The organism is Bacillus sp. FSL M7-1345, from assembly GCF_038006985.1.
Classification (GTDB): domain Bacteria; phylum Bacillota; class Bacilli; order Bacillales; family Bacillaceae_G; genus Bacillus_A; species Bacillus_A cereus_U.
In genome coordinates this window covers 4,952,859-4,976,826 of sequence record NZ_JBBOWG010000001.1, presented here as the reverse complement: position 1 = coordinate 4,976,826, position 23,968 = coordinate 4,952,859, and the positions used below count along the sequence as shown (strand labels likewise).

Genomic DNA, 23,968 nt, shown 5'->3' with positions numbered 1-23,968 from the left:
CTTATCTTTTATAAAAAAATAAAAAAAGGTATTGCAAAAATGAAAGATAACATGTTATGATATGTCTTGTCGTCACGAAAATATGACGTTGGTGAGTATGAGCCATTAGCTCAGTTGGTAGAGCATCTGACTTTTAATCAGAGGGTCGAAGGTTCGAATCCTTCATGGCTCACCATTTTATTTTTCGTGGCCCGTTGGTCAAGTGGTTAAGACACCGCCCTTTCACGGCGGTAACACGGGTTCGAATCCCGTACGGGTCATGTTTTTTTATGTTCATTTTTGGTCCCGTGGTGTAGTGGTTAACATGCCTGCCTGTCACGCAGGAGATCGCCGGTTCGACCCCGGTCGGGACCGCCACTTTTGTTTATACCACCATTAGTGGTTTTATATATAGTTTTGGCTCGGTAGCTCAGTCGGTAGAGCAGAGGACTGAAAATCCTCGTGTCGGCGGTTCGATTCCGTCCCGAGCCACTCTCAGGATATTAAGTGGGCCCACTTAATATCCTTTTTATTTTGTCCAGTTTTACAAAAGTGGGTAGTTATTTTACAATAGAATGAGGAGCCTCTAGCAGTTGAAGCTAGAGGTTTTTCTATAGATCGTATAGGATTCCGTGTAAAAGTGGATGATACATGAGTCTATGAGAATAGAGGAGAAATACTTAGACCAAGATTGTTGTCATATAGGAACATACTATAGAAACACCAATATGTTTGAGGATTATTGATCATATTTTTATAAGGAGGAAATAGACGATGATGGGAAAGAAAATTTTAGTAGTTGATGATGAAAAGCCGATTGCGGATATTTTGAAGTTCAACCTAGAAAAAGAAGGTTTTGAAATTGTAATGGCGCATGATGGTGATGAGGCGATTGAAAAAGCAAATGAAGAACAGCCAGATATGGTTTTATTAGATATTATGTTACCGGGAAAAGACGGTTTAGAGGTATGTCGTGAAATACGTAAAAGCTCAGAAATGCCAATTATTATGCTTACAGCAAAAGACTCTGAAATTGATAAAGTATTGGGGCTTGAGCTTGGGGCAGATGATTATGTAACGAAGCCATTTAGTACGAGGGAGTTACTTGCTCGTGTGAAAGCAAATTTACGTCGCCATCAGCAGGGTGGTGCTGCAGAGAAAGAAGAAAATACCGAAATGGTTATTGGACCAATCGTTATCAACTCGAACGCTTATAGTGTAACGAAGCGTGAAGAAAGCATTGAGCTTACACATCGTGAATTTGAATTACTACATTATTTAGCGAAGCATTTAGGTCAAGTTATGACTCGTGAACATTTATTACAAACAGTTTGGGGTTATGATTATTTTGGAGATGTACGTACAGTAGACGTAACAGTACGTCGTTTACGCGAAAAAGTTGAAGATAATCCAAGTCATCCTACTTTAATTGTAACTAGACGTGGGGTAGGGTATTACTTGCGTGACCCAGAACAGGAATAGTATATGAAGAAAGTTGGTTTTTTTCAATCTATTCATTTAAAATTTGTGCTCATATATATGCTGTTAATATTAATAGCAATGCAAGTAATTGGTGTATATTTCGTCAGGGAATTAGAAAAAAGCCTTGTAAAAGGCTTTCAAGATTCCTTAACGCAGCAAACAAACTTACTTTCTTATAACCTGAAGCAAGAGTTTGTAAAAGAACGTCCTAAAACAGAATCAGTAGATAAAGCTATTAATGATTCGATTCAAAAATTCGCATCAGATCGTAAGAGAGATATTCAAGAAGTAAGTGTAATTGATTCTACTAAAAAATTAATGGCAATTTCAGATGGGTCTAAGCAAAATAAGGTAGGACGAACGTCAGCAGATACAGCTGTACAACGGGTAATGGTACAAAAGAAACCAGAGTCAAAGATTGAGAAAGATGGACATACAGGTCATCGAGTTCAAGTTATGATTACCCCTATTCTAAAAGAGCCGGGCGGGGATGTACTTGGCGTCATTCATATTGTTGCATCTATGGAAGATGTGTATAAACAAATGAAGGACATCAACCAAATTTTCGCAACGGGGACAGTAATTGCTTTATTGGTAACAGCTGTACTTGGAATTTTATTGGCTCAAACAATTACGAGACCAATTTCAGATATGCGAAGACAAGCAATTGAAATGGCGAAAGGAAATTATTCGCGAAAAGTAAAGGTGCATAGTCACGATGAGATTGGACAATTAGCATTATCTTTTAACAATTTATCTAAAAAATTACAACAAGCTCGTTCCTCCACAGAAAGTGAAAGACGAAAATTATCATCCGTTTTATCACATATGACAGATGGAGTAATTGCTACTGATCGAAAAGGGGATATCATTTTATTAAATGATCCTGCGGAAAAGATGTTAAATGTTTCGCGTGAAACGGCGCTAGATCAATCAGTGTTAGAAGTGTTAGGAATACAAGAAGAATTTACACTTGATCATTTATATGAAGAACCTGATTCAGTTTTATTAGATTTTAGTACGAGAAATGAACCATATATTTTACGTGCTAGTTTCTCTGTTATTCAAAAAGAAACAGGGAAGGCAAATGGTTTAATTGCTGTATTATATGATGTAACAGAACAGGAGCGGATAGAACAAGAGCGCCGTGAGTTTGTTGCGAACGTATCTCATGAGTTAAGAACGCCGTTAACAACAATGCGCAGTTACTTAGAAGCACTTACTGATGGAGCATGGCAAGATCCAAATATTGCACCGCAATTTTTAACGGTTACACAAGAGGAAACGGAAAGAATGATCAGGCTTGTAAATGCATTGTTACAACTATCTAAACTAGATAGTACAGAACATCGCTTAATGAAGGAATGGGTCGACTTTACTGACTTCTTTAATAACGTTATCGATCGCTTTGAAATGTCTAAAGAGCAAAATGTAAGCTTCAAACGATCTTTCTCTAAAAAATCTCGATTTATTGATATGGATACAGACAAAATCACACAAGTTTTATATAACATTATTTCCAATGCACTAAAATATTCGCCAGAAGGTGGTACAGTAACATATCGCCTGCGTGACCGCGGGGAGTTATTAGAGATTAGTGTGAGTGATCAAGGAATGGGAATTCCGAAAGAAAATGTAGATAAAATATTTGAACGTTTTTATCGTGTAGATAAAGCGCGTTCGAGACAAATGGGTGGTACAGGTCTTGGGTTAGCTATTGCGAAAGAAATGATTGAGGCACATGGCGGCTCGATTTGGGCGAAAAGTGAGGAAGGAAAAGGGACAACTATTTATTTCACATTGCCAATGGCGACAGATGAAGAGGACGATTGGGAATGAGTATGGAAAACTTTAAAACGATAGTTCTAATTAATTTGGTTGTCATTAGTCTATTTCTTACTTTTAACTTATGGACATATGTTCCTGATTCCACTTCTATGCAAAATACAAAGTTCGTTCAAGGTAACGAAGAGATAAATCAGGTAAAGATTTCGGAGGTTGTTCGCCCATCCTCTGTCGTTATTCATAAAGAGAAAAATCATTATGTAAGCGAAAAGAAGGAAAATGTGGATTCAATCTATAAAATTCTTGAAAACGGAGAATTACATGATTTTAGGGAAATAACGGGGACAGTCCCTAAAGGTGATTTTCTGTCTTATGTACACGGAGAAGAAAAAATTGAATTTGTTTTCCCTACAAATATCCCGTTAGATACGATTAAAGATATGTTTAATATTAAAGATAAAAACATAGAAAGTAACAGAAGTTTTAATCGTATTATAATTGATCCTTCTAGAAGTACGGACCAAGAAATTAAAGTTAGCTTTGTTTCCTATGATACTCCTCATAAAATATATCAAGCAAAATTGAGCGGTGCTTATATAAAGGATATTATAAATGCTCAAAATCAACTTATAACAGTAGCAAGACCATATTTTGAATATCAAATAAATGATACAAAAAAACTTTTTTTACCAGAGGGGATTACGGAATTAAGTAAGGCAGAGTATATTACAGCTAAACTAGAGGTGGATCCATTCAAAAATGCTTTATTTAGTGATCCACGTTATTTAAGTCCTATTTCTGAGAAAGAAAAGGAAACATTTACGGATGGCATCCGTTCTATGGAAATTGATAAGTTGGATGCAATGTTGAAATATAAAAATTCCGCTGTACATGGTGATAAACCTACGGATAATGCAGTGATTTTACAAAAAAGTTTTGACTTTGTAAGTGGGCATAGTGGATCCTTTAAGTCCTATCGTTTTGATTATATTAATGGGAGGAAAACTTCATTCCGTTTATATGAGGATAGTTTGCCTGTATTTAATGCCAATGGAATAGCGGAATTAAAACAAGTATGGGGTTCAGGTGAAATTATGCAGTATGAAAGACCCTTTTTTGAGTTCAGTATTACTTTGCCTAGTAAACAACAAACAACTTCTCTTGCATCAGGTCATACAGTGATGACATCACTAGAGAATAACCCGGAAATTGATAAAAAATCAATTCAGGATGTTGGTATTGGTTATAAAATGTCATTGGAACCTTCCATCAGTGATGGGAGTGGGAGAATCGCTGTCTTACAGCCGATATGGTATGTAAAATGTGAAGAAGATGGTAAGCAACAAATATATGAGTGGAGTGAGGGGGGACTAAATGGATTGGGATCGAATTAAAACCATATTTATTGTGACCTTTTTTGTTTTAGACCTCTTTCTTATCTTTCAGTTCATTCAAAAGCAAGATAGTAATCAATTAGAAATTGTGACGGAAACGAAAATCGATCAACAATTAAAAGCTGAAAAAATTACTATGGGGAATTTTCCTAAAGAACCGAAAAAAGAGTCATTTATAATGGCAAAAAATAAGGTTTTCAAAGAAGAAGATGTGCAATCTTTAAAAAATCAGACGGCGCATGTGCAAGACGAATATCAAATAGAGAGTAAATTAAAAGAGCCTTTTTTAAATACAAAATCATTGTCAAAAGATAAGTATAATGAGTTTTTGAAAAATTATGTGCTGGATGGACAAAAATATGAGTTTGGGGCAATAAAGGACTCAAAAATTTACTTCTTTCAAAAGTATAAAGATAAACCAATCTTCTACAATAATCGTGCGATGATTGTTGTAGATTTAAATGAAAAAAATGAGCTTATTTCGTATAAACAAACAATGTTAACGGATTTGAAGGAAATGGGCGAAAGCGAAAAGACGAAAGAACAAGAAATTATTACTGCGCAAACAGCTTTAGAAAATATATATTTGAAAAATAAAATTGCAGAAAATACGCACGTGAAAGAGGCGCAGATTGGATATGCGACTCTTGCGGAGTCTTCTTCTAATATACAAGTGCTTGCTCCGACATGGAACTTAAAGACAGAACAGAAAAAGGATTTTTTTGTGAATGCAATTGAAGGACAAGTTATGGAATTAGGGGAAACTCAAGTGCCGGAAGAACATAATGGAGTGAGAAAGAATGAGTATGCATTTTAGTGTACTTGCAAGTGGAAGTACAGGGAATATGTTATATGTAGGAACAGATGAAAAAAAGCTGCTCGTCGATGCAGGTTTAAGTGGTAAAGCGACAGAGGCTTTATTTAAACAAGCTGAACTGAATATAAATGACATATCAGGTATTCTTGTAACACATGAGCATAGTGACCACATTAAAGGATTAGGTGTATTGGCGCGTAAATATGATTTACCTGTTTATGCGAACGAGAAAACATGGAATGCAATGGAACATTTAATAGGTAATATCCCAACTGATCAAAAATTCATTTTCTCAGTAGGAGACGTGAAAACATTTGGAGATATTGAAGTTGAATCATTTGGTGTTTCTCATGATGCGGCGGAACCGATGTTTTATGCTTTTCATAACAATAATAGAAAGTTAGCTCTTATTACAGATACAGGCTACGTAAGTGACCGTATGAAAGGTGTTATTAAGGGAGCGAACGCTTTCGTATTTGAAAGTAATCATGATGTGGAAATGCTTCGTATGGGGCGCTATCCATGGAGCATTAAGCGACGTATTTTAAGCGACGTTGGCCACGTTTGTAATGAGGACGCTGCATTAGCGATGGCTGATGTTATTACAGACGAGACAAAACACATTTATTTAGCGCATTTAAGCTTAGATAATAACATGAAAGAATTAGCGCGTATGTCTGTATCACAAGTATTAGAAGAAAAAGGTTTTGGGGTTGGAGAATCCTTTGAAATACATGATACGGATCAAAAAATGCCTACGAAAATTCAATACGTATAATTCTTCATTTTAGTAAACAATAAAGGTGAATATAGTTGTTTTCAGGAAGATAGGTGAACAAATATGTCCTTTATTGATGAAGAAAAATATCGTATTAAACGCGCAGGGAAAAAGAAACATAAAGGTATTGTCATTTCTAGCATAGCGGGAACAATTGTAGGAGCTTCATTATTTGCATTTGGAGCTCCTTTATTTTCAAATCATGCAGGTAAGCTTCCGCAAGCTGAAGCAAGTGAAAAAAATATGGCTGAAGCTCAAAGTGGAAATGTTCCTGTTAAACAGATTAGCTTTGTAGACGCTGTTGATCGTGCTTCAGAGGCTGTTGTTGGTGTTATTAATATTCAACGAGACGATTTTTCAGAGGCTGATTCGGAAGCTGGTACAGGCTCTGGTGTGATTTATAAGAGAACAGATGGACATGCGTATATTGTAACGAATAACCACGTTGTTGCTGGGGCGAATCGTATTGAAGTGAGCTTAAGTGACGGTAAGAAAATTCCAGGTAAAGTATTAGGAACCGATGTAGTCACAGACTTAGCGGTACTAGAAATAGATGCGAAGCATGTGAAGAAAGTGATTGAAATTGGCGACTCTAATACCGTTCGTAGAGGAGAACCAGTTATTGCGATTGGAAATCCACTTGGGTTACAATTTTCCGGAACTGTCACACAAGGTATTATTTCGGCTAATGAGCGTATTGTTCCTGTAGATTTAGATCAAGATGGACATTACGATTGGCAAGTAGAAGTATTGCAAACAGATGCGGCAATTAATCCAGGTAATAGTGGTGGAGCGCTTGTAAATGTAGCGGGACAATTAATAGGTATTAACTCAATGAAAATTGCAGCAAAAGAAGTAGAAGGAATTGGATTAGCTATTCCAGTTACGAGAGCTGTGCCTATTATGAATGAGTTAGAAAAGTACGGTAAAGTAAGAAGACCTTATGTTGGGATTGAACTAAGATCATTAAATGAGATTCCGAGTTACTATTGGTCAAAAACGTTACAATTACCAGGTAACGTAACAGAAGGAGTCTGCATTTTAGATGTGAAAAGTCCTTCGCCAGGTACGGATGCGGGTCTTAGAGAACATGATGTTATTGTGGCGGTAGATGGAAAAGCGGTGCACGATATTATTGGGTTCCGCACGGCCTTATATAATAAAAAAATTAATGATAAAATGACTCTTACGTTTTATCGTGGTACAAAACGAGCGACAACAACAGTGAAATTAGGCATTCAAAAGTATTAAAAACAGGAGGGCCTACCTCCTGTTTTCTATTGTAGAAAAGTGAGGTGAAGAATATGAATTTACCTTGTTGTTTAGAACATGTTGAATTAGCATTAGATATCATTGTGGATGAGTGTGAAGTTGCACCGGTTATTAACAATGTGGATAACTCTAAAGAAGAGAAAAAAACATGTGAATTTTGTCAAAATGAGGCGACATATGTTGTATCGAACACAGATTCTCACACAATATGTGGGTAACATTTGTGGATATGTGGATAAGTCCTGTGGATAACGTGTTTGTAAGGTGGGGAATAGATGTGAATATCTCGATTATTTCAATCGGAAAATTAAAAGAAAAATACTTAAAACAAGGTATAGCAGAATACTTAAAACGATTATCTTCTTACGCAAAAGTAGAAGTAATTGAGTTGCCAGATGAAAAGGCACCAGAAAATTTAAGTGCAGCAGAAATGCTAATTGTAAAAGAAAAAGAAGGCATACGTATACTGGATAAAATTTCTGATGATACACACGTCATTGCGCTAGCAATAGAAGGAAAACAAAAATCATCAGAAGAATTTGCGGTAAGTCTAGATCGTCTTGCTACATATGGAAAGAGCAAAATCACATTTGTAATTGGTGGATCACTGGGGCTTAGTTCTGAAGTAATGAAGCGTTCAAACGAATCTCTTTCCTTCTCAAAGATGACATTACCACATCAATTAATGCGATTAGTATTGCTTGAGCAAGTGTATAGAGCGTTTCGGATTAATCGTGGTGAACCGTATCATAAATAAATTTTTCCTTTGTATATAAAGAGTAAAAAAGACCATTGGACAAAAACCACCGATGGTCTTTTAAACATTAATAGGTAGTACGAAGGTTTCCTAAAATAAGTATGTTTCTATTTATAAAAAAGTGTGTTGTAATATGAAGAGGAAAAAAGTATAAGTAGTCATAGAAGTGAGGAATTAAAGGTGAAGAAGTTTAAAAAGTTTTACTTGGAGATTACGAGTGTATGTAATCTTGCGTGCAGCTTTTGTCCGCCGACGGAAAGGCAGAAGCAATTCATTTCTGTGGAGGATTTTGCTAAAAGATTAGACCAAATTAAACCTCACACAGACTACATCTATTTGCACGTGAAGGGTGAGCCATTGCTCCATCCGAAAATAGATCAACTATTAGATTTAAGCCATGAAAAAGGGTTTAAAGTTAACATTACAACGAACGGAACGTTAATTAATAAGAGAAGACATAGACTGTTAAATAAGCCTGCGTTAAGACAAATGAATTTTTCACTGCACAGTTTTGATGGACACCCAGGATCGCAAGATAAAGAGGGCTATGTAAGGAGTATACTTTCTTTCATTAGAGAGGCGACAAGTCAATCGGATTTAATTGTTTCGCTAAGGTTGTGGAATTTAACTCAGGATAACAAAACGAATCTTGAAATTCAGCGGAATAGAGATTTATTATCTATTATCGAAAATGAATTTGATCTTTCTTATAACATTGAAGAGAAGCTTACACCAGGAAAAGGTATAAAAATTGCAGAACGTGTATTTATTAATCAAGATTATGAATTCCAGTGGCCAGCATTACATGAAGAAGAGGATGATGGAAAAGGGTTCTGTCATGGACTTCGTAATCAGGCTGGAATTTTAGCGAACGGAACTGTTATTCCTTGCTGTTTAGATGGTGAGGGAATTATTAACCTTGGAAATATTAATAATGATTCATTCTCTAATATTATTGAAGGCGATAGAGCGCAAAATATTGTAGATGGATTTTCAAAAAGGGTTGCAGTAGAAGAACTGTGTAGAAAGTGCGGATACCGCAAAAGATTTGGAAAGTAAATATAGAATAAGCCCTCATAAAACGAGGGCTTATTTTTATTCTTGATAAGAGTGCTCTAGTTCATCAATTAAGGAACCGACGTAAGAAACAGCTTTACGGATTGCATCTGGTTTTGACATATCGACTCCAGCGTGTTTCATTAATTCGAGTGGTTTCATCGTACCGCCTGCGCGGAGTACGTTGAGCCAGCGATCAACAGCAGGCTGTCCCTCTTCCTGAATCATTTGGGCTACAGTGGTAGATGCAGTTAGGCCTGCAGAATATGTGTAAGAATATAAGCCCATATAATAGTGAGGTTGACGCATCCATGTTAAACCAGCGCCTTCATCAATTTCTACGGAATCTCCCCAGAATGTCGAAAGGACCTTTGTTTTTATTTCAGTTAAAGTTGTAGCTGTGAGTGCTTGCCCTTCTTCTGCTATAGCATATACTCTTCTTTGATATTCTCCCTCAAGTAGATGGGTAACGAAGTTGTGGTAATATGTGCCGAGTAGTTGCAGAATAACCCATCTGCGCATTCTCTTATCTTCAGTAGTCGCAAGTAAATGCTGGGCTAATAGTAATTCATTCATCGTTGATGGTGCTTCAACAAAGTACATAGATGGACGTACATTCATAATACGCTGATTTTTATTTGCTAAATAAAAATGACCAGCATGTCCAAATTCATGAGCTAATGTGAAACATCCACGCATCGTACCCTGCCATGTAATTAAAATATACGGGTGAGAACCATATGGGCTAGAGCAGAAGGCACCTGTTGATTTTCCGATATTATCTGCGAGGTCTACCCATCTTTCCTTAAAGCCTGTTTTGATAATCGTGTTATATTCAGGTCCTAATACTTTTAAAGATTCTTGAATTAATTTACCAGCTTCTTCGTATGTGATGGTTGGATTAAATTCAGGATCTAACGGTGCGTGTAGGTCACAGAAAAGCATTTGATCAAGCCCTAATACTTTCTTTTTTAAATCTGCAAAACGGCGCATATGAGGCGCTAATTCGTTATAAATAATATCTAGTTGGTTGTTATACATTTCAAATGGAACTTTTTGAGGTTCTAAAAGCATATGGGTAACGGACTCGTACTTGCGTAAACGAGAAAGCGCCACTTGTTTTTTTACTTCAGTAGCATATGTTGTTGCAACTGTATTTTTATATCGTTTCAATGTGGAAATAAATGATGAATACGCTTCTCTACGTATATATGCGCTTGGAGAAAATTCATATTTGCTTTCAAATAATGCAAACGATACAGGCAAATCATTTCCTTGTTCATCTTGTATAGAAGAGAAATCCATATCGGCTAATTTAGTCATGCCGTAAATTTTGTAGGGTGAACTATGAACTTCGCCGAGTGCAGCAAGAGCTTCTTCTGTTTCAGGTGAGAGAGTGTGCTGCCTCTTTTTAATTATTTCGAGTAACGATTTACGGAAAGGTTCGAGTTTTGTTTCCGCAGTTAAATATTTTTCAATTGTTCCTTCTTCAAATGAGAGGATTTCGTTATAAATAAAGGATAGTGCAGTATCTACTTTCGTCCCTAAAGCGGAAATTTTGGAAGAGTTCGCTTGAATAACTGGATCTGTACGATCGGCGGATTCTTTTAAATATGCATATGTGCTGAGTTTTGTTAACTTCATTAAAAGCTCTTCTTCTAAAAGTAGGCAATTTAATAAGGTAGCGGGGCCAGTGTGTAATTGTCCTTTACATGCATCAAGTTTTTTTATATCGTCTGTTAATACACGTAATGCAGTTCCCCACTCTTTATCAGATTCGTATAAATCAGAAAGATCCCATGTTAACTCAGTAGGGACTTCCGCGCGAATAAGGCGTTTCTCAATTACATTTTTCATTTGTTATATCCCCCTTATTATAAGTATCTAAAAATATGATACTAGAAAATTCAGTAAAATGAAAATATTTTACATTTTTATACATGAAAAAGAAGGACAAGCATAAAAAACGCTTGTCCTTCGAGTTAAATTTAAGAATTAATATACTTTATCGCCGTTGAAAATAGAGTTTTTCACGACTACATAATCTACAGTACGAATTGCGTCTAATTTTGTTCCACCAGCGTAAGAAATAGAAGATTGAAGATCTTGTTCCATTTCGATTAAAGTGTCTTCTAAAGAACCTTTATGCTCAACGAACATTTTCTTACCTTCAACGTTTTTCTTCTCACCTTTTTGGAATTCAGAAGCTGAACCAAAGTACTCTTTATAAAGTTTGCCATCCTTTTCGATTGTTTCCCCTGGAGACTCTTCATGACCAGCGAATAGAGAACCGACCATAACCATAGTTGCTCCAAATCGAATGGATTTAGCTACGTCGCCATGTGTACGAATACCACCGTCAGCAATAATTGGCTTACTTGCAGCTTTTGCACACCAGCGAAGTGCAGCTAGCTGCCAACCACCAGTTCCAAAGCCTGTTTTAATTTTAGTAATACAAACTTTACCGGGTCCAATACCAACTTTTGTTGCGTCAGCACCAGCGTTTTCTAATTCTCTTACCGCTTCTGGAGTTCCAACGTTTCCAGCGATAACGAAGCTTTCTGGTAAATGTTTTTTAATATGTTGAATCATGTTGATCACAGCATTAGAGTGACCATGCGCGATATCGATTGTAATGTATTCAGGTGAAAGTTGCTCAGCAGCTAATTGTTGTACGAATTCGTACTCGTCTTCTTTAACACCAACGCTGATTGAAGCAATTAATCCACGTGATTGCATATCTCTAATGAATGAAATTCGTTTCTCTGGTTGAAAACGATGCATGATGTAGAAGTAATTATTTTCAGCTAAATAAGTTGCGATTCTTTCATCAATAATCGTTTGCATATTTGCAGGTACGACAGGTAATTTAAATTTATATTTTCCTAAAGTGACAGTTGTATCACATTCGGATCGGCTATTTACAATACATTTTGCAGGAATTAATTGAATATCTTCATAGTCAAATACGTTTTCCATCATTTACACCCCTAAAATACGAATATTTTATTTAGTTTCTTTGAAAATGTTCGTCCAAAAGATAATTTACATTATTTTCACTAATAAGTCAAAGGTTTTAATGTTTATATTAAAAAATTAAGTTTATTCAGGTTTGTTATAGGTTGATATCGTCACAATTTGTTTTAATATATCGGAATTTAATATAAAATTATGTGTGGTAAATAAAAAATTAAATATGTAAATTTAGGAGGGGTGTTAATGAACCGATTAGTGTATATGGATTGGTTGCGTGTATTAGCGACAATTGCAGTCGTTACAATTCATGTTGCTGCTGGCTATGTTTCCATGTTAGATGCAAATAACGTGTCGCGCTGGATGGCTGGTAACCTTTTTGAATCAATTTCACGTGCCAGTGTTCCAATTTTTGTGATGATTAGTGGTGCTTTATTATTAAAGGGAACGAAAGACATTTCTATTGGTGATTTTATACGGAAGCGTGCAAGTAAGGTAATTATACCTTTTGTAGCTTGGAGTGCTTTATTTTACTTATACGGGGCTTATGCGGGATATTTCCCACGTTCGATAAAGCAGGGGATAAAGTATTTTCTAACAGATAGTATTGGTGGACATTTATGGTTCATGTACATGATTGTAGGGATATACTTAATTACACCTTTACTGAAAATTTTTGTGAAGAATGCTCAAAAGAGGGAGATAGAGTATTTTTTAATTTTATGGATATATGCATCTGTTGTGGTTAATTTAGCAAAATATTATTACCCTATTAACTTTAATATTGAATTATTTTATGTTACGAATTATGTAGGATATTTTCTACTTGGTTATTATTTATCAAATTATGATATTGTTAAAAAATGGAGGACTATCGCTTACGTCGGAGGAATCGTAGGATTTAGTACTACATTCTTTATTACATATTACTATACAGTCCAAGCAAATGGACAATTGGACCAGTTTTGGTATGGATACTTTGCTCCAGGTGTTGTACTTATGACAATTGGCTTATTTATATTCTTTAAATATTATTTCCAAAATTCGGAAAGGAAATTACCATTTTTATTACGCGGTATAAATCAAACGAGCCTTGGTATTTATATCCTTCACTTTTTCTTATTAAATAACTATCTGTACAGGGTCTTTCCAAAGGTAAATGAACATGTACATGCAATATTGGCGATACCTATTAATGTGATGATCACAATTGTCCTTAGTATGGTAATCACTTTAGTGTTGCAAAGAATACCGGTTGTAAAAAAATTAGTCCCATAAAGTGAAACTTTAATCAGTGGGGGTTTTGTTCATCCCACCACTGATTATTAGCCTTCACCAATCGGGCGTTTACTGCCCACAAATAGCGGGATAGAAATGAATATAGTTTAGAAGGGCAGACTTATTATTAGGGCTGCCTTTTATTATTTAAGAATTATACTTAGATAAATTAAAAACATTGGTGTAATATAGTATCTTAGTATAACTCGACGTGAGATATGGAGAATAGGGTTATTTAAATATAAAATTCAAATGAGGTTAATATATGAATAAAAAAAGCTTTAGTAATTATGCATTAAGTAAAGAAATAATACGAGCACTTACTGGTTTAGGATATGAACATCCAACGGAAGTGCAAGGAGAGGTTATTCCAGTTGCCTTGCAAAAGAAAGACCTTGTCGTGAAATCACAGACTGGAAGTGGAAAAACCGCTTCATTTGGCATACCACTTTGTGAAATGGTAGAGTGGGAAGAGAATAAGCCACAAGCTTTAGTTTTAACACCGACGAGAGAGCTTGCGGTGCAAGTAAAAGAAGATATTACGAATATAGGCCGCTTCAAAAGAATTAAGGCCGCTGCAGTTTATGGTAAATCTCCATTTGCACGTCAAAAATTAGAGTTAAAGCAAAAAACACATATTGTAGTTGGGACTCCTGGCCGTGTGTTAGATCATATTGAAAAAGGTACTCTTTCTTTAGACCGTTTGAAGTACTTAGTTATTGATGAAGCAGATGAAATGCTAAATATGGGTTTTATCGATCAAGTAGAGGCAATTATTGACGAATTACCTAAAAAACGAATGACAATGCTATTTTCAGCAACACTTCCAGAAGATGTTGAAAAGTTATCTCGTAAGTATATGGGCTCTCCAACTCATATTGAAATTAAGGCTGCCGGGATTACAACAGATAAAATTGAACATACACTTTTTGAGACGAGAGAAGAGGAGAAGCTTTCACTTCTTAAAGATGTAACAACGATTGAGAATCCAGATAGTTGTATTATTTTTTGCCGTACGCAAGAAAATGTAGATCACGTATTTCAACAGTTAAAGCGGGTTAACTATCCTTGTGACAAAATACATGGTGGTATGGTACAAGAAGATCGTTTTGAAGTTATGGACGATTTTAGAAAAGGAAAGTTCCGTTATTTAGTAGCGACAGACGTAGCTGCTAGAGGAATTGATATTGATAATATTACACATGTTATTAACTATGATATTCCATTAGAAAAAGAAAGTTATGTACATCGTACGGGAAGAACGGGACGAGCTGGTAATAACGGGAAAGCTATTACATTCATGACGCCGTATGAAAATAGATTTTTAGAAGAGATTGAGGAGTACATTGGCTTTGAAATTCCAAAGGCACTTGCACCTTCAAAAGAAGAAGTTATGAAAGGGAAAGCAGTATTTGAGGAAAAGATACATGCTAAACCAATTATAAAGAAAGATAAAAATGCAGATCTAAACAAAGGAATTATGAAATTGTACTTTAATGGCGGGAAGAAAAAGAAAATTAGGGCGGTAGATTTCGTCGGTACAATTGCTAAAATTAAAGGTGTTACAGCAGAAGATATAGGAATTATTACAATACAAGACAATGTTTCTTACGTTGAAATATTAAATGGAAAAGGACCACTTGTTTTAAAAATCATGAAAAACACAACGATTAAAGGGAAACAATTAAAGGTTCATGAAGCAATTAAGTAAACAAAAAACTATCCACCTCTAACAGGTGGATAGTTTTTTGTTTAAGTTTCTTTGAGGTCATCAACTAGTTTCTCTGCTAAACGTCTATACATATTACTCATAGTCACGAAGGATGTTAGTAATAAAAACTTTTCTAGCTTTGGATCTTCTAAGGAAGAAACCTCGTTTACTTCCTTAACACGGTTATTCACGTCTTGCTTAAAGCTTTCCACATTGGTGTCAGTAAGAGAAAGGTAATCTTTATATAGAGTATTTAATTCGAATGTATCATCGTTTATTAACGGTGCATTTATATTTTCTAAGGAGCTTTTTATATCATTAATGGAAAGAGCTCCTTTTAATTGATAAATTAAGCTGATTAAAATCATATGTTCTTTTGAATACTTTTTATTTTTGATAGGGATGAATAATTTCCCTTTTGCGTAATTGTTAATCATTGTTTTTGTTAATACTTTTTCATCATCAGTTCTCGTTGTATCCGCATAAGTATTCTCAAATAGTTGGACAACTTGGTCTACATATAAGTCGACATTTGGGATATCCTCAAGTTTAATACTTTTTTCTAAATGTAATGATTCAAGTAATTTATTTATATTTTCCACGTAGAACCCCTCACTTTTATAACTTAGTGGAACTTAATGTTTAGTATATCTTTAAATATGGTATTACGAAACAAATGAATTGTAAATGTTGACCCGTGCGAATAATGTGTATATAATTACATGTAGTTATGAAAACTACATGTAATTATATGAGGGGTGTTTATATGAATGCTTATGTAAGAGAACCAGTTAATGCATTTACTCACTTAGGAGGAGCTGTATTATCATTTATTGCATTATTAGCTATGCTTGTGAAGGTTTCTGTTAAGATGCCATCTGTTGCTGCAATTACAGCCGTTATTTTATTTGGTATCGGGATGATGGTCCTTTATATGGCGTCAGCTGTGTATCATAGTGTTGTAGCCAGTGAACGTGTTATTTATTTCTTTAGGAAACTAGATCATTCTATGATTTTTATATTAATTGCAGGTACATATGCACCCTTTTGCTTAATTACATTAAACTCGGCAAATGGTTTACTATTATTTTGTTTAGTTTATGCAACTGCGATTTTGGGTATTGTTTTTAAAATGTTTTGGTTTAATTGTCCAAGATGGTTATCGACAGCAATTTATCTTCTGATGGGTTGGTTAATTGTTCTATTCTTTGCACCGCTAGCTGAGAATTTAAGTACAGGAGGTATTATTTTCTTAGTACTTGGAGGCATTTTTTATACAATTGGTGGGTTTATTTACGGTGCGAAGCCAAAATGGTTGGAGTTTAAATATATGGGACACCATGAAATTTTTCATGTTTTTGTATTGTTAGGTAGTCTTGCGCATTTTCTAAGTGTATATTGTTACGTAATTTAACAAACCGGAACGTCCGAATAGCTTTTACTAAAATTTTTGAGTAATAAAAAATGATATAGACAAATATAGATGTTGAAGAGCTACATAACTTAAAGGTTATGTAGCTTTTTTTATATAAAAAAGAAAATTTGAAATATTTAGAATTTCAATCTTGGAATATGATAGGATAGATGTGTATTGAGATTATAAAATTTTATAATTGATGATAAGTGGGGGACTATATATATGGCGATACTTATAACGGGTGGAGCAGGATATATTGGTAGTCATACGTGTATAGAATTATTAAATAATAATTATAAAATTATAGTCGTAGATAATCTTTCAAATAGTTCAATAGAGTCTTTAAACCGAGTAAAAGAAATAACAGGGAAACAATTTAAATTTTATAATGAAAGTGTTTTAAATCGTGAAAAAATGAATGAGATTTTTTTGGAAAATAACATTGAAGCAGTTATTCATTTTGCTGGCTTCAAAGCAGTTGGGGAATCTACTACAATTCCGCTTACATATTATTATAATAATATTATAAGTACGATCATATTATGTGATGTAATGCAAAAGCATAATGTGAAAAAATTTATTTTTAGTTCGTCTGCAACTGTATATGGAATTCCAAAAACATCACCAATTACGGAAGAATTTCCATTAAGCGTGACAAATCCATACGGGCAAACAAAGTTAATGATAGAGCAAATTATGCGTGATGTTGCAAAAGCTGATGGTGAATGGAGTATCGCGTTACTTCGTTATTTCAACCCATTTGGGGCGCATCAAAGTGGCCGTATCGGAGAAGATCCAAATGGGATTCCGAATAATTTAATGCCATATGTAACACAAGTAGCGGTAGGGAAATTAAAGGAATTAAATATATTTGGAAATGACTATCCAACAAGAGACGGGACAGGTGTCCGTGATTATATTCACGTTGTTGACCTTGCAAAAGGACATGTAAAGGCACTTGAGAAAGTACTTGAAACTACAGGAATAGATGCATATAACCTTGGCACAGGGAAAGGGTATAGTGTATTGGAGATGGTTAATGCTTTTGAGAAGGTCTCGGGCAAAAAAATACCTTATAAAATTATCGGGCGTCGTCCTGGGGACGTAGCGATATGTTTTGCTGATGTATCTAAAGCGAAGCGAGAATTAGGATGGGAAGCAGAATATGGATTAGAAGAGATGTGTATAGATTCGTGGAGATGGCAGGTAGATAATAAAAATGGCTATCAAATGATTTAAGGAGGATACTTTGTTTTTATTGTATTTATGTATAATAAAGGAGCCAAAGGTCAGTAATAGTTTTCGTTGAGGAAAAGAAAATTATTACTGACCAAAGCATTTTAATAGGAATTTAGTCTATTGAAGGCTTTATAAATTGGTGATTTGGAAAGAGAAATTAATGAATTCGAATAAGTTGTTTATGGTATACGATATTACCTTCTTGGCTTGCGTATGGCGGGATGCTTCGTCCAAAACAATTTGCAATAATATTGGAGTGGTCAGAATCAGAAATACGAATTTCATATAAGTGAATAGAGTCATCTAAATCAGCATAAAAAACTGCTAAGTGATTACCTTGTAAAAGATATGGAAATGCTACTTCCGCATTTTCACCAATTAGTACAGGTAATTTTACAGGATTAGAATAGTTAGACCAATCCCAAACCTCTATACTTACATAGTGTGCGTAAAATGCATCTAAATTTACAATGTTTACTACTGCTGAAACTGTTGCAGGCTCTCTTGTTAATACACCTGTGGAGTGAAAAACAGGTTGATTTGGATAATGAAGAGGCATAAATATCAAACCTTCCTTAAAATGATATGATTGTACAATGTTTTATGCTAGAAATTAATAGAATGAGATAGGGAAAATGCATCATCCTACTAATTTTTCATAGAAATAAAAAACGTAATATTGAAAAGAATTTCAATACTTGTATCATGGTTAGAGTACGTTTATAATCAAGGAATCCTATTTAATGTTCTGATAGGGTTATTTATTATTGAAAGCGTTTTAAATCTGTTCTTTTTTAAGGTAGGAAGTCTGACTTATTTGGATTAAAAATTATGTATGTAGTTTTAAATAGGAAGAAAAATAATAAAGTGAAACTTTAATCAGTGGGGGTTTTGTTCATCCCCCACTGATTATTAGTTGAACCAATCGGGCTTTTACGGGCAGTTGATCTCCCACCTAACTTCTTTGCTCCACCTGGATTTTGAGGTGGGAGTTTTACTGCCCGTTAATGCGGGATAAAGGATCACTTTATATTGTGGGGAGGTTAAAAGTGTGAAAGGGAAAGACTTTCACACGAATATATATGGGTTATGTAGGATTATTACTTTCAGGTGCAGCTTTATTTTTAAATAGTCTTGTTATATTGGGCAAAGTAGAGATGAAAAGCGCAGGTGTTTTTAATTTATTTGTGGGGGCATTACAAATTATCATTCCGTTCTATTTGATTATGATTTCTGATCAAAGTAATTGGACGGTATATTCATATGCAGCTACTTTTTTATTTGGTTTAACTTATTTATATGTAGGCGTTACTTTTATTAAAGGAATGGATAGTAGTGGACTAGGTTGGTTCTGTATTTGGGTAGCAATTATTGCTTTATTCTATATGGTTGTTTCATTTGTTCAATTCCACGATGTTGTTAATGCGTTAACATGGTTTATGTGGGCATTACTTTGGTATTTATTCTTTGTGTTAAATGCACAAAAAAAGAATATCAATCAATATCTTGGCAGAATTGCTTTTGTACAATCATGGGTAACATTGACGTTGCCTTCACTCTTTTATTTTATGGGAGTATGGGGAGAGGGATTCGTATATGAACTATGGGTTTATGTATCAGTAATTTCTATTTTCTATTGCTGCTATTGTATTTTTAAATATCGAGTACGTTAAAGTATCGTATGTAAGAAAGCATGGAATCTTTATAATGATTCCATGCTTTTATTTATATTCATGTTTATAATTAAGGTAGTATTTTACAAAATAGGGGATGACGAAAGTGAAAAAAGTGTTGGTTCTAGGGGGAACAAGGTTTTTTGGTAAGCAATTAGTAGAAGCGCTTTTAAAAGAGGGGCACGATATAACAATTGCAACACGAGGATTTACGGAGGATTCTTTTGGGGATACGGCAAAAAGAATTGTAGTAGATAGAGAAGACGAGAAATTACTGGAAGAGCGCGTAGAAGGTAAAAGTTATGATATTGTATACGATAACTTATGTTATAGCCCGAACGCCGCGAAAGTTATATGTAAAGTATTACGTGGTAGAGTGAAAAAATATGTTATGACATCCTCAATGGCGGTATATGAGCCTGCATTAAACTTGCAAGAAGAAGAGTTCAACCCGTATGAATATAGAGCGGATTTCACTTATAGTGAGGGAAAGAGATTAGCGGAAGCAGTGTTGTTTCAACAGGCAACCTTCCCAGTCGTTGCGGTAAGATTTCCCGTCGTTATTGGAGAAAATGATTATACGAAGAGATTACAATTTTACGTTGAAAATGTTGTGAAACAAGAATGTATTGTTGTCGATGATGTAGATGGACAGTTATCGTTCATACATGAAAAAGAAGCAGGAGAGTTTTTAGCATGGTGCGGAATGGGAAACATAGAAGGACCAATTAATGCTTGTAGCAACGGGGTAGTTTCTACTGGAGAAGTTATTCATTTCATAGAAGAAAGAACGGGAATAAAAGCACTTATTCAAGAAGTAGGAGATAATATAGCACCTTATAATGAAGTGACTAATTGTACGTTACATAATGGAAAGGCTCGTGAATTAGGATTTTCATTCCGAGAATTAAATACAGAAATAAAAAATATTTTACAGCATTACATAAATATACTGAAATAATCATAAATCCCCCGGTGGCAATCCAGGGGATTCTGGAGGATTTCAACAATACTAGTTTTACATCACCAAATTTACCTTACATGTATGATGAATGCTAATGTATCACACCAATGTATGGATCTAGTTCATCATAGTCATATGAAAGATTGGGCAATTGAAATGAAGACGTGAAATTACCTCCTTTCTACCTAAAAAGTTGGTCTAGGTAAAAATAGTTTACTTAAGTAAAAAATACACTTATTTTTTTCGGAAGTCAACAAAAATTCTAAAAATTTTCTGAAAAATATTACGATAAAAGTAACACTTTTGATTTCGTTTGTGACTCTTATCCTTTTTGCTTATACTGTAAAGTAGTAGTGTCTTGTTGAGATAGAAGGAGATTGTTTATGAGCAAAACGAAACAATTAATAGAGGAAGCAAGTAATTTTATTACCGTTTGCTATAAGGAACTTAATAAAGAGAAATTAATAAAAGAGCGTATGAACGAAATTTTAATAGAGATAGAAAAGACTGGCACGTATGAGCATACATTTGAAGAGCTTGTTCATGGATCACGAATGGCATGGCGTAATAGTAATAGATGCATTGGGAGATTATTTTGGAGTAAGATGCACATATTAGATGCGCGTGAAGTAAATGATGAGGAAGGTGTATATAATGCATTAATTCATCATATTAAATATGCGACGAATGATGGGAAAGTTAAACCGACAATTACGATTTTTAAGCAATATCAAGGTGAAGAGAATAATATACGACTTTATAATCATCAATTAATTCGATATGCAGGATACAAAACGGAAATGGGAGTGATTGGTGACTCACACTCCGCCGCATTTACTGATTTATGTCAAGGTCTTGGGTGGCAAGGAGAAGGTACACATTTTGACGTATTACCGCTTGTATTTTCTGTTGATGGAAAGGATCCTGTATATAAAGAAATTCCTAAAAAAGAAGTGAAAGAGGTACCAATTGAACATCCAGAGTACCCAATTTCATCACTAGAAGTAAAATGGTATGGGGTACCGATGATTTCAGACATGCGTTTAGAAATTGGTGGTATTTCTTATACAGCAGCCCCGTTTAATGGATGGTATATGGGGACTGAAATTGGTGCTCGTAATTTAGCGGATCATGACCGTTATAATTTGCTTCCAGCGGTTGCAGAGATGATGAATTTAGATACTTCTAGAAATAGTACGTTATGGAAAGACAAAGCGTTAATTGAGTTAAATATAGCTGTTTTACATTCTTTCAAAAAACAAGGGGTTAGCATTGTAGATCACCATACAGCAGCCCAGCAATTTCAGCAGTTTGAGAAGCAAGAAGTTGCTTGTGGACGGGTTGTAACTGGCAACTGGGTATGGTTAATTCCTCCGTTATCACCTGCTGCAACTCATATTTATCATAAACCGTATCCAAATGACATTATCTCTCCTAATTTCTTCCATAAGTAGTTTGTAATATAAAGGTATCAATCGTGAAATTTAAATTTTTTTTAATTCCTATTAGATAGCAGTTGGAAGCCTTTACTTCTAGCTCTTTTAGCACGCCCTTTTTTGAAACGGCCATTTCCTTGTGTTATAATCAAATTTCTGTTTCGAAGACCTTATAGAAATATAAGGTCTTTTGTTTTGCGTTTTTATGTAAGAGGAATAGAATATTCTTTTAAAATAAAGGATTTAGCATATTTTTAGGGACAACATAAGTGTGTGAAATCACTAAAGCATTATACTTATATAATTATTGTGTGTGGAATATAAACAATAAAACATAATGAAGTTGTTTTTTTAGATTGCTGAGGAAGGAGGAAGGTAAATGAGGATGAAGAGTCAAAAAACTGATTGGCCTGTATTTCTTATTAGTGGTGGCTCACTTTTATTATTTGTAATTGCAGTTATTTTAAATAAAAGTTACGTAGAGGGAGTCATTAATAGCAGTTTTACAGCTTCAATTAAATATTTTGGTGCTTTTTGGCAGGTTTTATTAATTGGTACATTTGTCGTTGCGATGGGTATGGCCTTTTCAAAATATGGGAGGGTTAAACTCGGGGGGCTAGATAAGCCTGAGATTAGTACGGCGAAATGGTTAGCAATTATTATGGCTACGCTACTTGCTGGCGGTGGTGTTTTCTGGGCAGCAGCAGAGCCGATGTATCATTTTATGACAGTTCCGCCAATACATGAAGGTGTATCCGCTGGAACGCAAGAAGCAGTCATGCCTGCTTTAGCACAAAGTTATATGCACTGGGGTTTCTTAGCATGGACGATTTTAGGGACAATTAGTGCAGTAGTTATGATGTATGGGCATTATCATAAAGGTATGCCGTTAAAACCTCGAACGCTTTTATATCCTATTTTTGGGGAGAAATTGCGAAAGAGTTGGCTTGGAACAATGATCGATGTGTTTGCAATTATTGCGGTAGCTGCAGGGACAATTGGTCCAATTGGATTTTTAGGACTACAAGCAAGTTACGGATTACAAGCATTGTTTGGAATTCCTGATGTGTTTACTACTCAATTAGCCATTATTGTTTGTGTAGTAGCTGTTTCTACTATATCTGCGGTAACGGGAATTGATAAAGGGATTCAAATTATAAGTGATTTAAATGTTAGACTAGCAATTTTATTAATGGCATTCGTATTATTATTTGGACCAGGTGGATTTATTATTGATTCATTTGTTTCTTCGTTTGGATTTTATATACATGAATTTATTCCAATAAGCACATATCGTGGTGATACAGGCTGGTTAGGGTCGTGGACAATCTTCTTCTGGGGATGGTTTATTGGATATGGACCGATGATGGCAATTTTAGTGAGCCGAATTTCAAGAGGAAGAACGATTCGAGAAATAATCGTTGCAATTGGAATTATCGCACCTATTATTACAACGTTGTGGTTTACTATACTGGGCGGATCTGGTGTGTTTTATGAGTTAATGAAGCCAGGCTCTATCTCGGTGGCATTAAGTGAATCTGGTATGCCAGCAGCTATGATTGCAATTACGCAACAATTACCACTTTCTAATATTATCGGACCAGCATTTCTTTTATTAACAATTTTATTTGTAGTGACAACAGGAGATTCAATGGCCTATTCCATTTCAATGGCAGTGACCGGAGATGGAGATCCTAGAATTAGCTTGCGAATTTTTTGGTCGCTTATTATGGGCGCAGTTGCAGCAATTCTTTTATATATGGGTGAGGGAAGTATTAATGCACTACAATCCTTTATTGTAGTGACGGCTGTTCCTGTATCAATTCTATTATTCCCGATGCTGTGGCTAGCACCTAAAGTTGCAGGAGAATTAGCATTAAAGCAAGGAATTGTAGAAGAAAAAGATAAAACAGCTTTCTTATTCCAGAAAGCTAGTAAATCAAAGTAAATAATAAAC

The 23,968-nt window shown here is 35.0% G+C and carries 21 protein-coding genes and 4 tRNA genes; 21 read left to right on the top strand and 4 right to left on the bottom strand.

The window, feature by feature from the left end; genetic code table 11:
• Positions 1-99 precede the first annotated feature (99 nt).
• The 13 genes from MHB76_RS25990 to MHB76_RS25930 all read left to right on the top strand — a co-directional run bounded on the left by MHB76_RS25990 (position 100) and on the right by MHB76_RS25930 (position 9,323).
• Positions 100-175 (top strand) — tRNA-Lys (locus tag MHB76_RS25990).
• A gap of 13 nt (positions 176-188) precedes the next feature.
• Positions 189-260: transfer RNA gene (locus MHB76_RS25985), tRNA-Glu, on the top strand.
• Between the two features lie 21 nt (positions 261-281).
• Positions 282-357: transfer RNA gene (locus tag MHB76_RS25980), tRNA-Asp, on the top strand.
• 41 nt (positions 358-398) lie between these two features.
• A tRNA-Phe gene (locus tag MHB76_RS25975) sits at positions 399-471 on the top strand.
• Positions 472-753: 282 nt separating this feature from the next.
• Positions 754-1,461, top strand: a complete 708-nt coding sequence (walR, locus tag MHB76_RS25970; protein WP_002089942.1) for a cell wall metabolism DNA-binding response regulator WalR — start codon at positions 754-756, stop codon at positions 1,459-1,461.
• 3 nt (positions 1,462-1,464) lie between these two features.
• Entirely contained in the window at positions 1,465-3,300 is a 1,836-nt protein-coding gene (gene walK, locus MHB76_RS25965; protein ID WP_002144571.1) for a cell wall metabolism sensor histidine kinase WalK, read from the top strand.
• Complete coding sequence (locus MHB76_RS25960; protein ID WP_078174612.1) at positions 3,297-4,640, top strand: YycH family regulatory protein; 1,344 nt, start codon at positions 3,297-3,299, stop codon at positions 4,638-4,640. The genes walK and MHB76_RS25960 overlap by 4 nt, the downstream gene beginning before the upstream one ends.
• Positions 4,621-5,457, top strand: a complete 837-nt coding sequence (locus MHB76_RS25955) for a two-component system regulatory protein YycI (RefSeq protein ID WP_016106794.1) — start codon at positions 4,621-4,623, stop codon at positions 5,455-5,457. The genes MHB76_RS25960 and MHB76_RS25955 overlap by 20 nt, the downstream gene beginning before the upstream one ends.
• Entirely contained in the window at positions 5,441-6,235 is a 795-nt protein-coding gene (locus MHB76_RS25950) for an MBL fold metallo-hydrolase (RefSeq protein WP_002138925.1), read from the top strand. Before MHB76_RS25955 ends, MHB76_RS25950 begins: the two co-directional genes overlap by 17 nt.
• 63 nt (positions 6,236-6,298) lie before the next feature.
• Positions 6,299-7,486 (top strand): S1C family serine protease, encoded by a 1,188-nt coding sequence (locus MHB76_RS25945; protein ID WP_002113216.1) that lies wholly within the window; start codon positions 6,299-6,301, stop codon positions 7,484-7,486.
• A gap of 53 nt (positions 7,487-7,539) precedes the next feature.
• Positions 7,540-7,725, top strand: a complete 186-nt coding sequence (locus MHB76_RS25940) for a CxxH/CxxC protein (RefSeq protein ID WP_002035001.1) — start codon at positions 7,540-7,542, stop codon at positions 7,723-7,725.
• Positions 7,726-7,784: 59 nt separating this feature from the next.
• Entirely contained in the window at positions 7,785-8,264 is a 480-nt protein-coding gene (gene rlmH / locus MHB76_RS25935) for a 23S rRNA (pseudouridine(1915)-N(3))-methyltransferase RlmH (RefSeq protein WP_002113213.1), read from the top strand.
• A gap of 180 nt (positions 8,265-8,444) precedes the next feature.
• Positions 8,445-9,323: a radical SAM/SPASM domain-containing protein gene (locus MHB76_RS25930; RefSeq protein ID WP_002159675.1), complete on the top strand. Its 879-nt coding sequence runs from the start codon at positions 8,445-8,447 to the stop codon at positions 9,321-9,323.
• A 36-nt stretch (positions 9,324-9,359) separates the two neighbouring features.
• On the opposite strand, the gene pepF is transcribed toward MHB76_RS25930, so the two are convergent.
• Positions 9,360-11,177 carry an oligoendopeptidase F gene (gene pepF, locus MHB76_RS25925; RefSeq protein ID WP_078174615.1) on the bottom strand — a complete coding sequence of 606 codons (1,818 nt, stop codon included), beginning with the start codon at positions 11,175-11,177 and terminating at the stop codon, positions 9,360-9,362.
• Between the two features lie 138 nt (positions 11,178-11,315).
• Positions 11,316-12,299, bottom strand: coding sequence for a GMP reductase (gene guaC, locus MHB76_RS25920; RefSeq protein ID WP_078174616.1), 984 nt, complete (start codon positions 12,297-12,299; stop codon positions 11,316-11,318).
• Between the two features lie 240 nt (positions 12,300-12,539).
• On the opposite strand from guaC, the gene MHB76_RS25915 reads away from it, so the two are divergent.
• Together MHB76_RS25915 and MHB76_RS25910 are read left to right on the top strand one after the other, a co-directional pair.
• Positions 12,540-13,571 (top strand): acyltransferase, encoded by a 1,032-nt coding sequence (locus tag MHB76_RS25915; protein WP_078174617.1) that lies wholly within the window; start codon positions 12,540-12,542, stop codon positions 13,569-13,571.
• Between the two features lie 265 nt (positions 13,572-13,836).
• A complete protein-coding gene (locus MHB76_RS25910; RefSeq protein ID WP_016106790.1) occupies positions 13,837-15,282 on the top strand; it encodes a DEAD/DEAH box helicase in 1,446 nt (481 codons plus the stop codon).
• A gap of 41 nt (positions 15,283-15,323) precedes the next feature.
• Here MHB76_RS25910 and MHB76_RS25905 read toward each other — a convergent pair whose 3' ends face one another.
• Positions 15,324-15,884: a DUF1836 domain-containing protein gene (locus tag MHB76_RS25905; RefSeq protein WP_002035007.1), complete on the bottom strand. Its 561-nt coding sequence runs from the start codon at positions 15,882-15,884 to the stop codon at positions 15,324-15,326.
• A 164-nt stretch (positions 15,885-16,048) separates the two neighbouring features.
• Here MHB76_RS25905 and trhA point away from each other — a divergent pair, with 164 nt between their 5' ends.
• A complete protein-coding gene (gene trhA / locus MHB76_RS25900; protein ID WP_002159679.1) occupies positions 16,049-16,696 on the top strand; it encodes a PAQR family membrane homeostasis protein TrhA in 648 nt (215 codons plus the stop codon).
• A 225-nt stretch (positions 16,697-16,921) separates the two neighbouring features.
• Positions 16,922-17,938, top strand: coding sequence for a UDP-glucose 4-epimerase GalE (galE, locus tag MHB76_RS25895; protein WP_002159680.1), 1,017 nt, complete (start codon positions 16,922-16,924; stop codon positions 17,936-17,938).
• A 157-nt stretch (positions 17,939-18,095) separates the two neighbouring features.
• Here the strand turns inward: galE and MHB76_RS25890 are convergent, their stop codons facing one another.
• A complete protein-coding gene (locus MHB76_RS25890; RefSeq protein ID WP_078174618.1) occupies positions 18,096-18,497 on the bottom strand; it encodes a hypothetical protein in 402 nt (133 codons plus the stop codon).
• A 523-nt stretch (positions 18,498-19,020) separates the two neighbouring features.
• Here MHB76_RS25890 and MHB76_RS25885 point away from each other — a divergent pair.
• The 4 genes from MHB76_RS25885 (at position 19,021) to MHB76_RS25870 (ending at position 23,959) form a co-directional block, all read left to right on the top strand.
• The gene (locus tag MHB76_RS25885; protein ID WP_002159682.1) at positions 19,021-19,611 is read left to right on the top strand and encodes an AmiS/UreI family transporter; all 591 of its coding nucleotides are present in this window, start codon (positions 19,021-19,023) and stop codon (positions 19,609-19,611) included.
• Positions 19,612-19,708: 97 nt separating this feature from the next.
• Positions 19,709-20,572, top strand: a complete 864-nt coding sequence (locus MHB76_RS25880; RefSeq protein WP_340988104.1) for an NAD-dependent epimerase/dehydratase family protein — start codon at positions 19,709-19,711, stop codon at positions 20,570-20,572.
• A 386-nt stretch (positions 20,573-20,958) separates the two neighbouring features.
• A complete protein-coding gene (locus MHB76_RS25875) occupies positions 20,959-22,029 on the top strand; it encodes a nitric oxide synthase oxygenase (RefSeq protein WP_002159684.1) in 1,071 nt (356 codons plus the stop codon).
• A 361-nt stretch (positions 22,030-22,390) separates the two neighbouring features.
• A complete protein-coding gene (locus MHB76_RS25870; RefSeq protein WP_078174620.1) occupies positions 22,391-23,959 on the top strand; it encodes a BCCT family transporter in 1,569 nt (522 codons plus the stop codon).
• Positions 23,960-23,968 lie beyond the last annotated feature (9 nt).

What these genes read in the sequence shown, in the direction of transcription:
- walR (WP_002089942.1), top strand. Translation starts at nt 754, where the DNA reads ATGATGGGAAAGAAAATTTTAGTAGTTGATGATGAAAAGCCGATTGCG.
- walK (WP_002144571.1), top strand. Translation starts at nt 1,465, where the DNA reads ATGAAGAAAGTTGGTTTTTTTCAATCTATTCATTTAAAATTTGTGCTC.
- MHB76_RS25960 (WP_078174612.1), top strand. Translation starts at nt 3,297, where the DNA reads ATGAGTATGGAAAACTTTAAAACGATAGTTCTAATTAATTTGGTTGTC.
- MHB76_RS25955 (WP_016106794.1), top strand. Translation starts at nt 4,621, where the DNA reads ATGGATTGGGATCGAATTAAAACCATATTTATTGTGACCTTTTTTGTT.
- MHB76_RS25950 (WP_002138925.1), top strand. Translation starts at nt 5,441, where the DNA reads ATGAGTATGCATTTTAGTGTACTTGCAAGTGGAAGTACAGGGAATATG.
- MHB76_RS25945 (WP_002113216.1), top strand. Translation starts at nt 6,299, where the DNA reads ATGTCCTTTATTGATGAAGAAAAATATCGTATTAAACGCGCAGGGAAA.
- MHB76_RS25940 (WP_002035001.1), top strand. Translation starts at nt 7,540, where the DNA reads ATGAATTTACCTTGTTGTTTAGAACATGTTGAATTAGCATTAGATATC.
- pepF (WP_078174615.1), bottom strand. Translation starts at nt 11,177, where the DNA reads ATGAAAAATGTAATTGAGAAACGCCTTATTCGCGCGGAAGTCCCTACT.
- guaC (WP_078174616.1), bottom strand. Translation starts at nt 12,299, where the DNA reads ATGGAAAACGTATTTGACTATGAAGATATTCAATTAATTCCTGCAAAA.
- MHB76_RS25915 (WP_078174617.1), top strand. Translation starts at nt 12,540, where the DNA reads ATGAACCGATTAGTGTATATGGATTGGTTGCGTGTATTAGCGACAATT.
- MHB76_RS25910 (WP_016106790.1), top strand. Translation starts at nt 13,837, where the DNA reads ATGAATAAAAAAAGCTTTAGTAATTATGCATTAAGTAAAGAAATAATA.
- trhA (WP_002159679.1), top strand. Translation starts at nt 16,049, where the DNA reads ATGAATGCTTATGTAAGAGAACCAGTTAATGCATTTACTCACTTAGGA.
- galE (WP_002159680.1), top strand. Translation starts at nt 16,922, where the DNA reads ATGGCGATACTTATAACGGGTGGAGCAGGATATATTGGTAGTCATACG.
- MHB76_RS25890 (WP_078174618.1), bottom strand. Translation starts at nt 18,497, where the DNA reads ATGCCTCTTCATTATCCAAATCAACCTGTTTTTCACTCCACAGGTGTA.
- MHB76_RS25885 (WP_002159682.1), top strand. Translation starts at nt 19,021, where the DNA reads ATGGGTTATGTAGGATTATTACTTTCAGGTGCAGCTTTATTTTTAAAT.
- MHB76_RS25880 (WP_340988104.1), top strand. Translation starts at nt 19,709, where the DNA reads ATGACGAAAGTGAAAAAAGTGTTGGTTCTAGGGGGAACAAGGTTTTTT.
- MHB76_RS25875 (WP_002159684.1), top strand. Translation starts at nt 20,959, where the DNA reads ATGAGCAAAACGAAACAATTAATAGAGGAAGCAAGTAATTTTATTACC.
- MHB76_RS25870 (WP_078174620.1), top strand. Translation starts at nt 22,391, where the DNA reads ATGAGGATGAAGAGTCAAAAAACTGATTGGCCTGTATTTCTTATTAGT.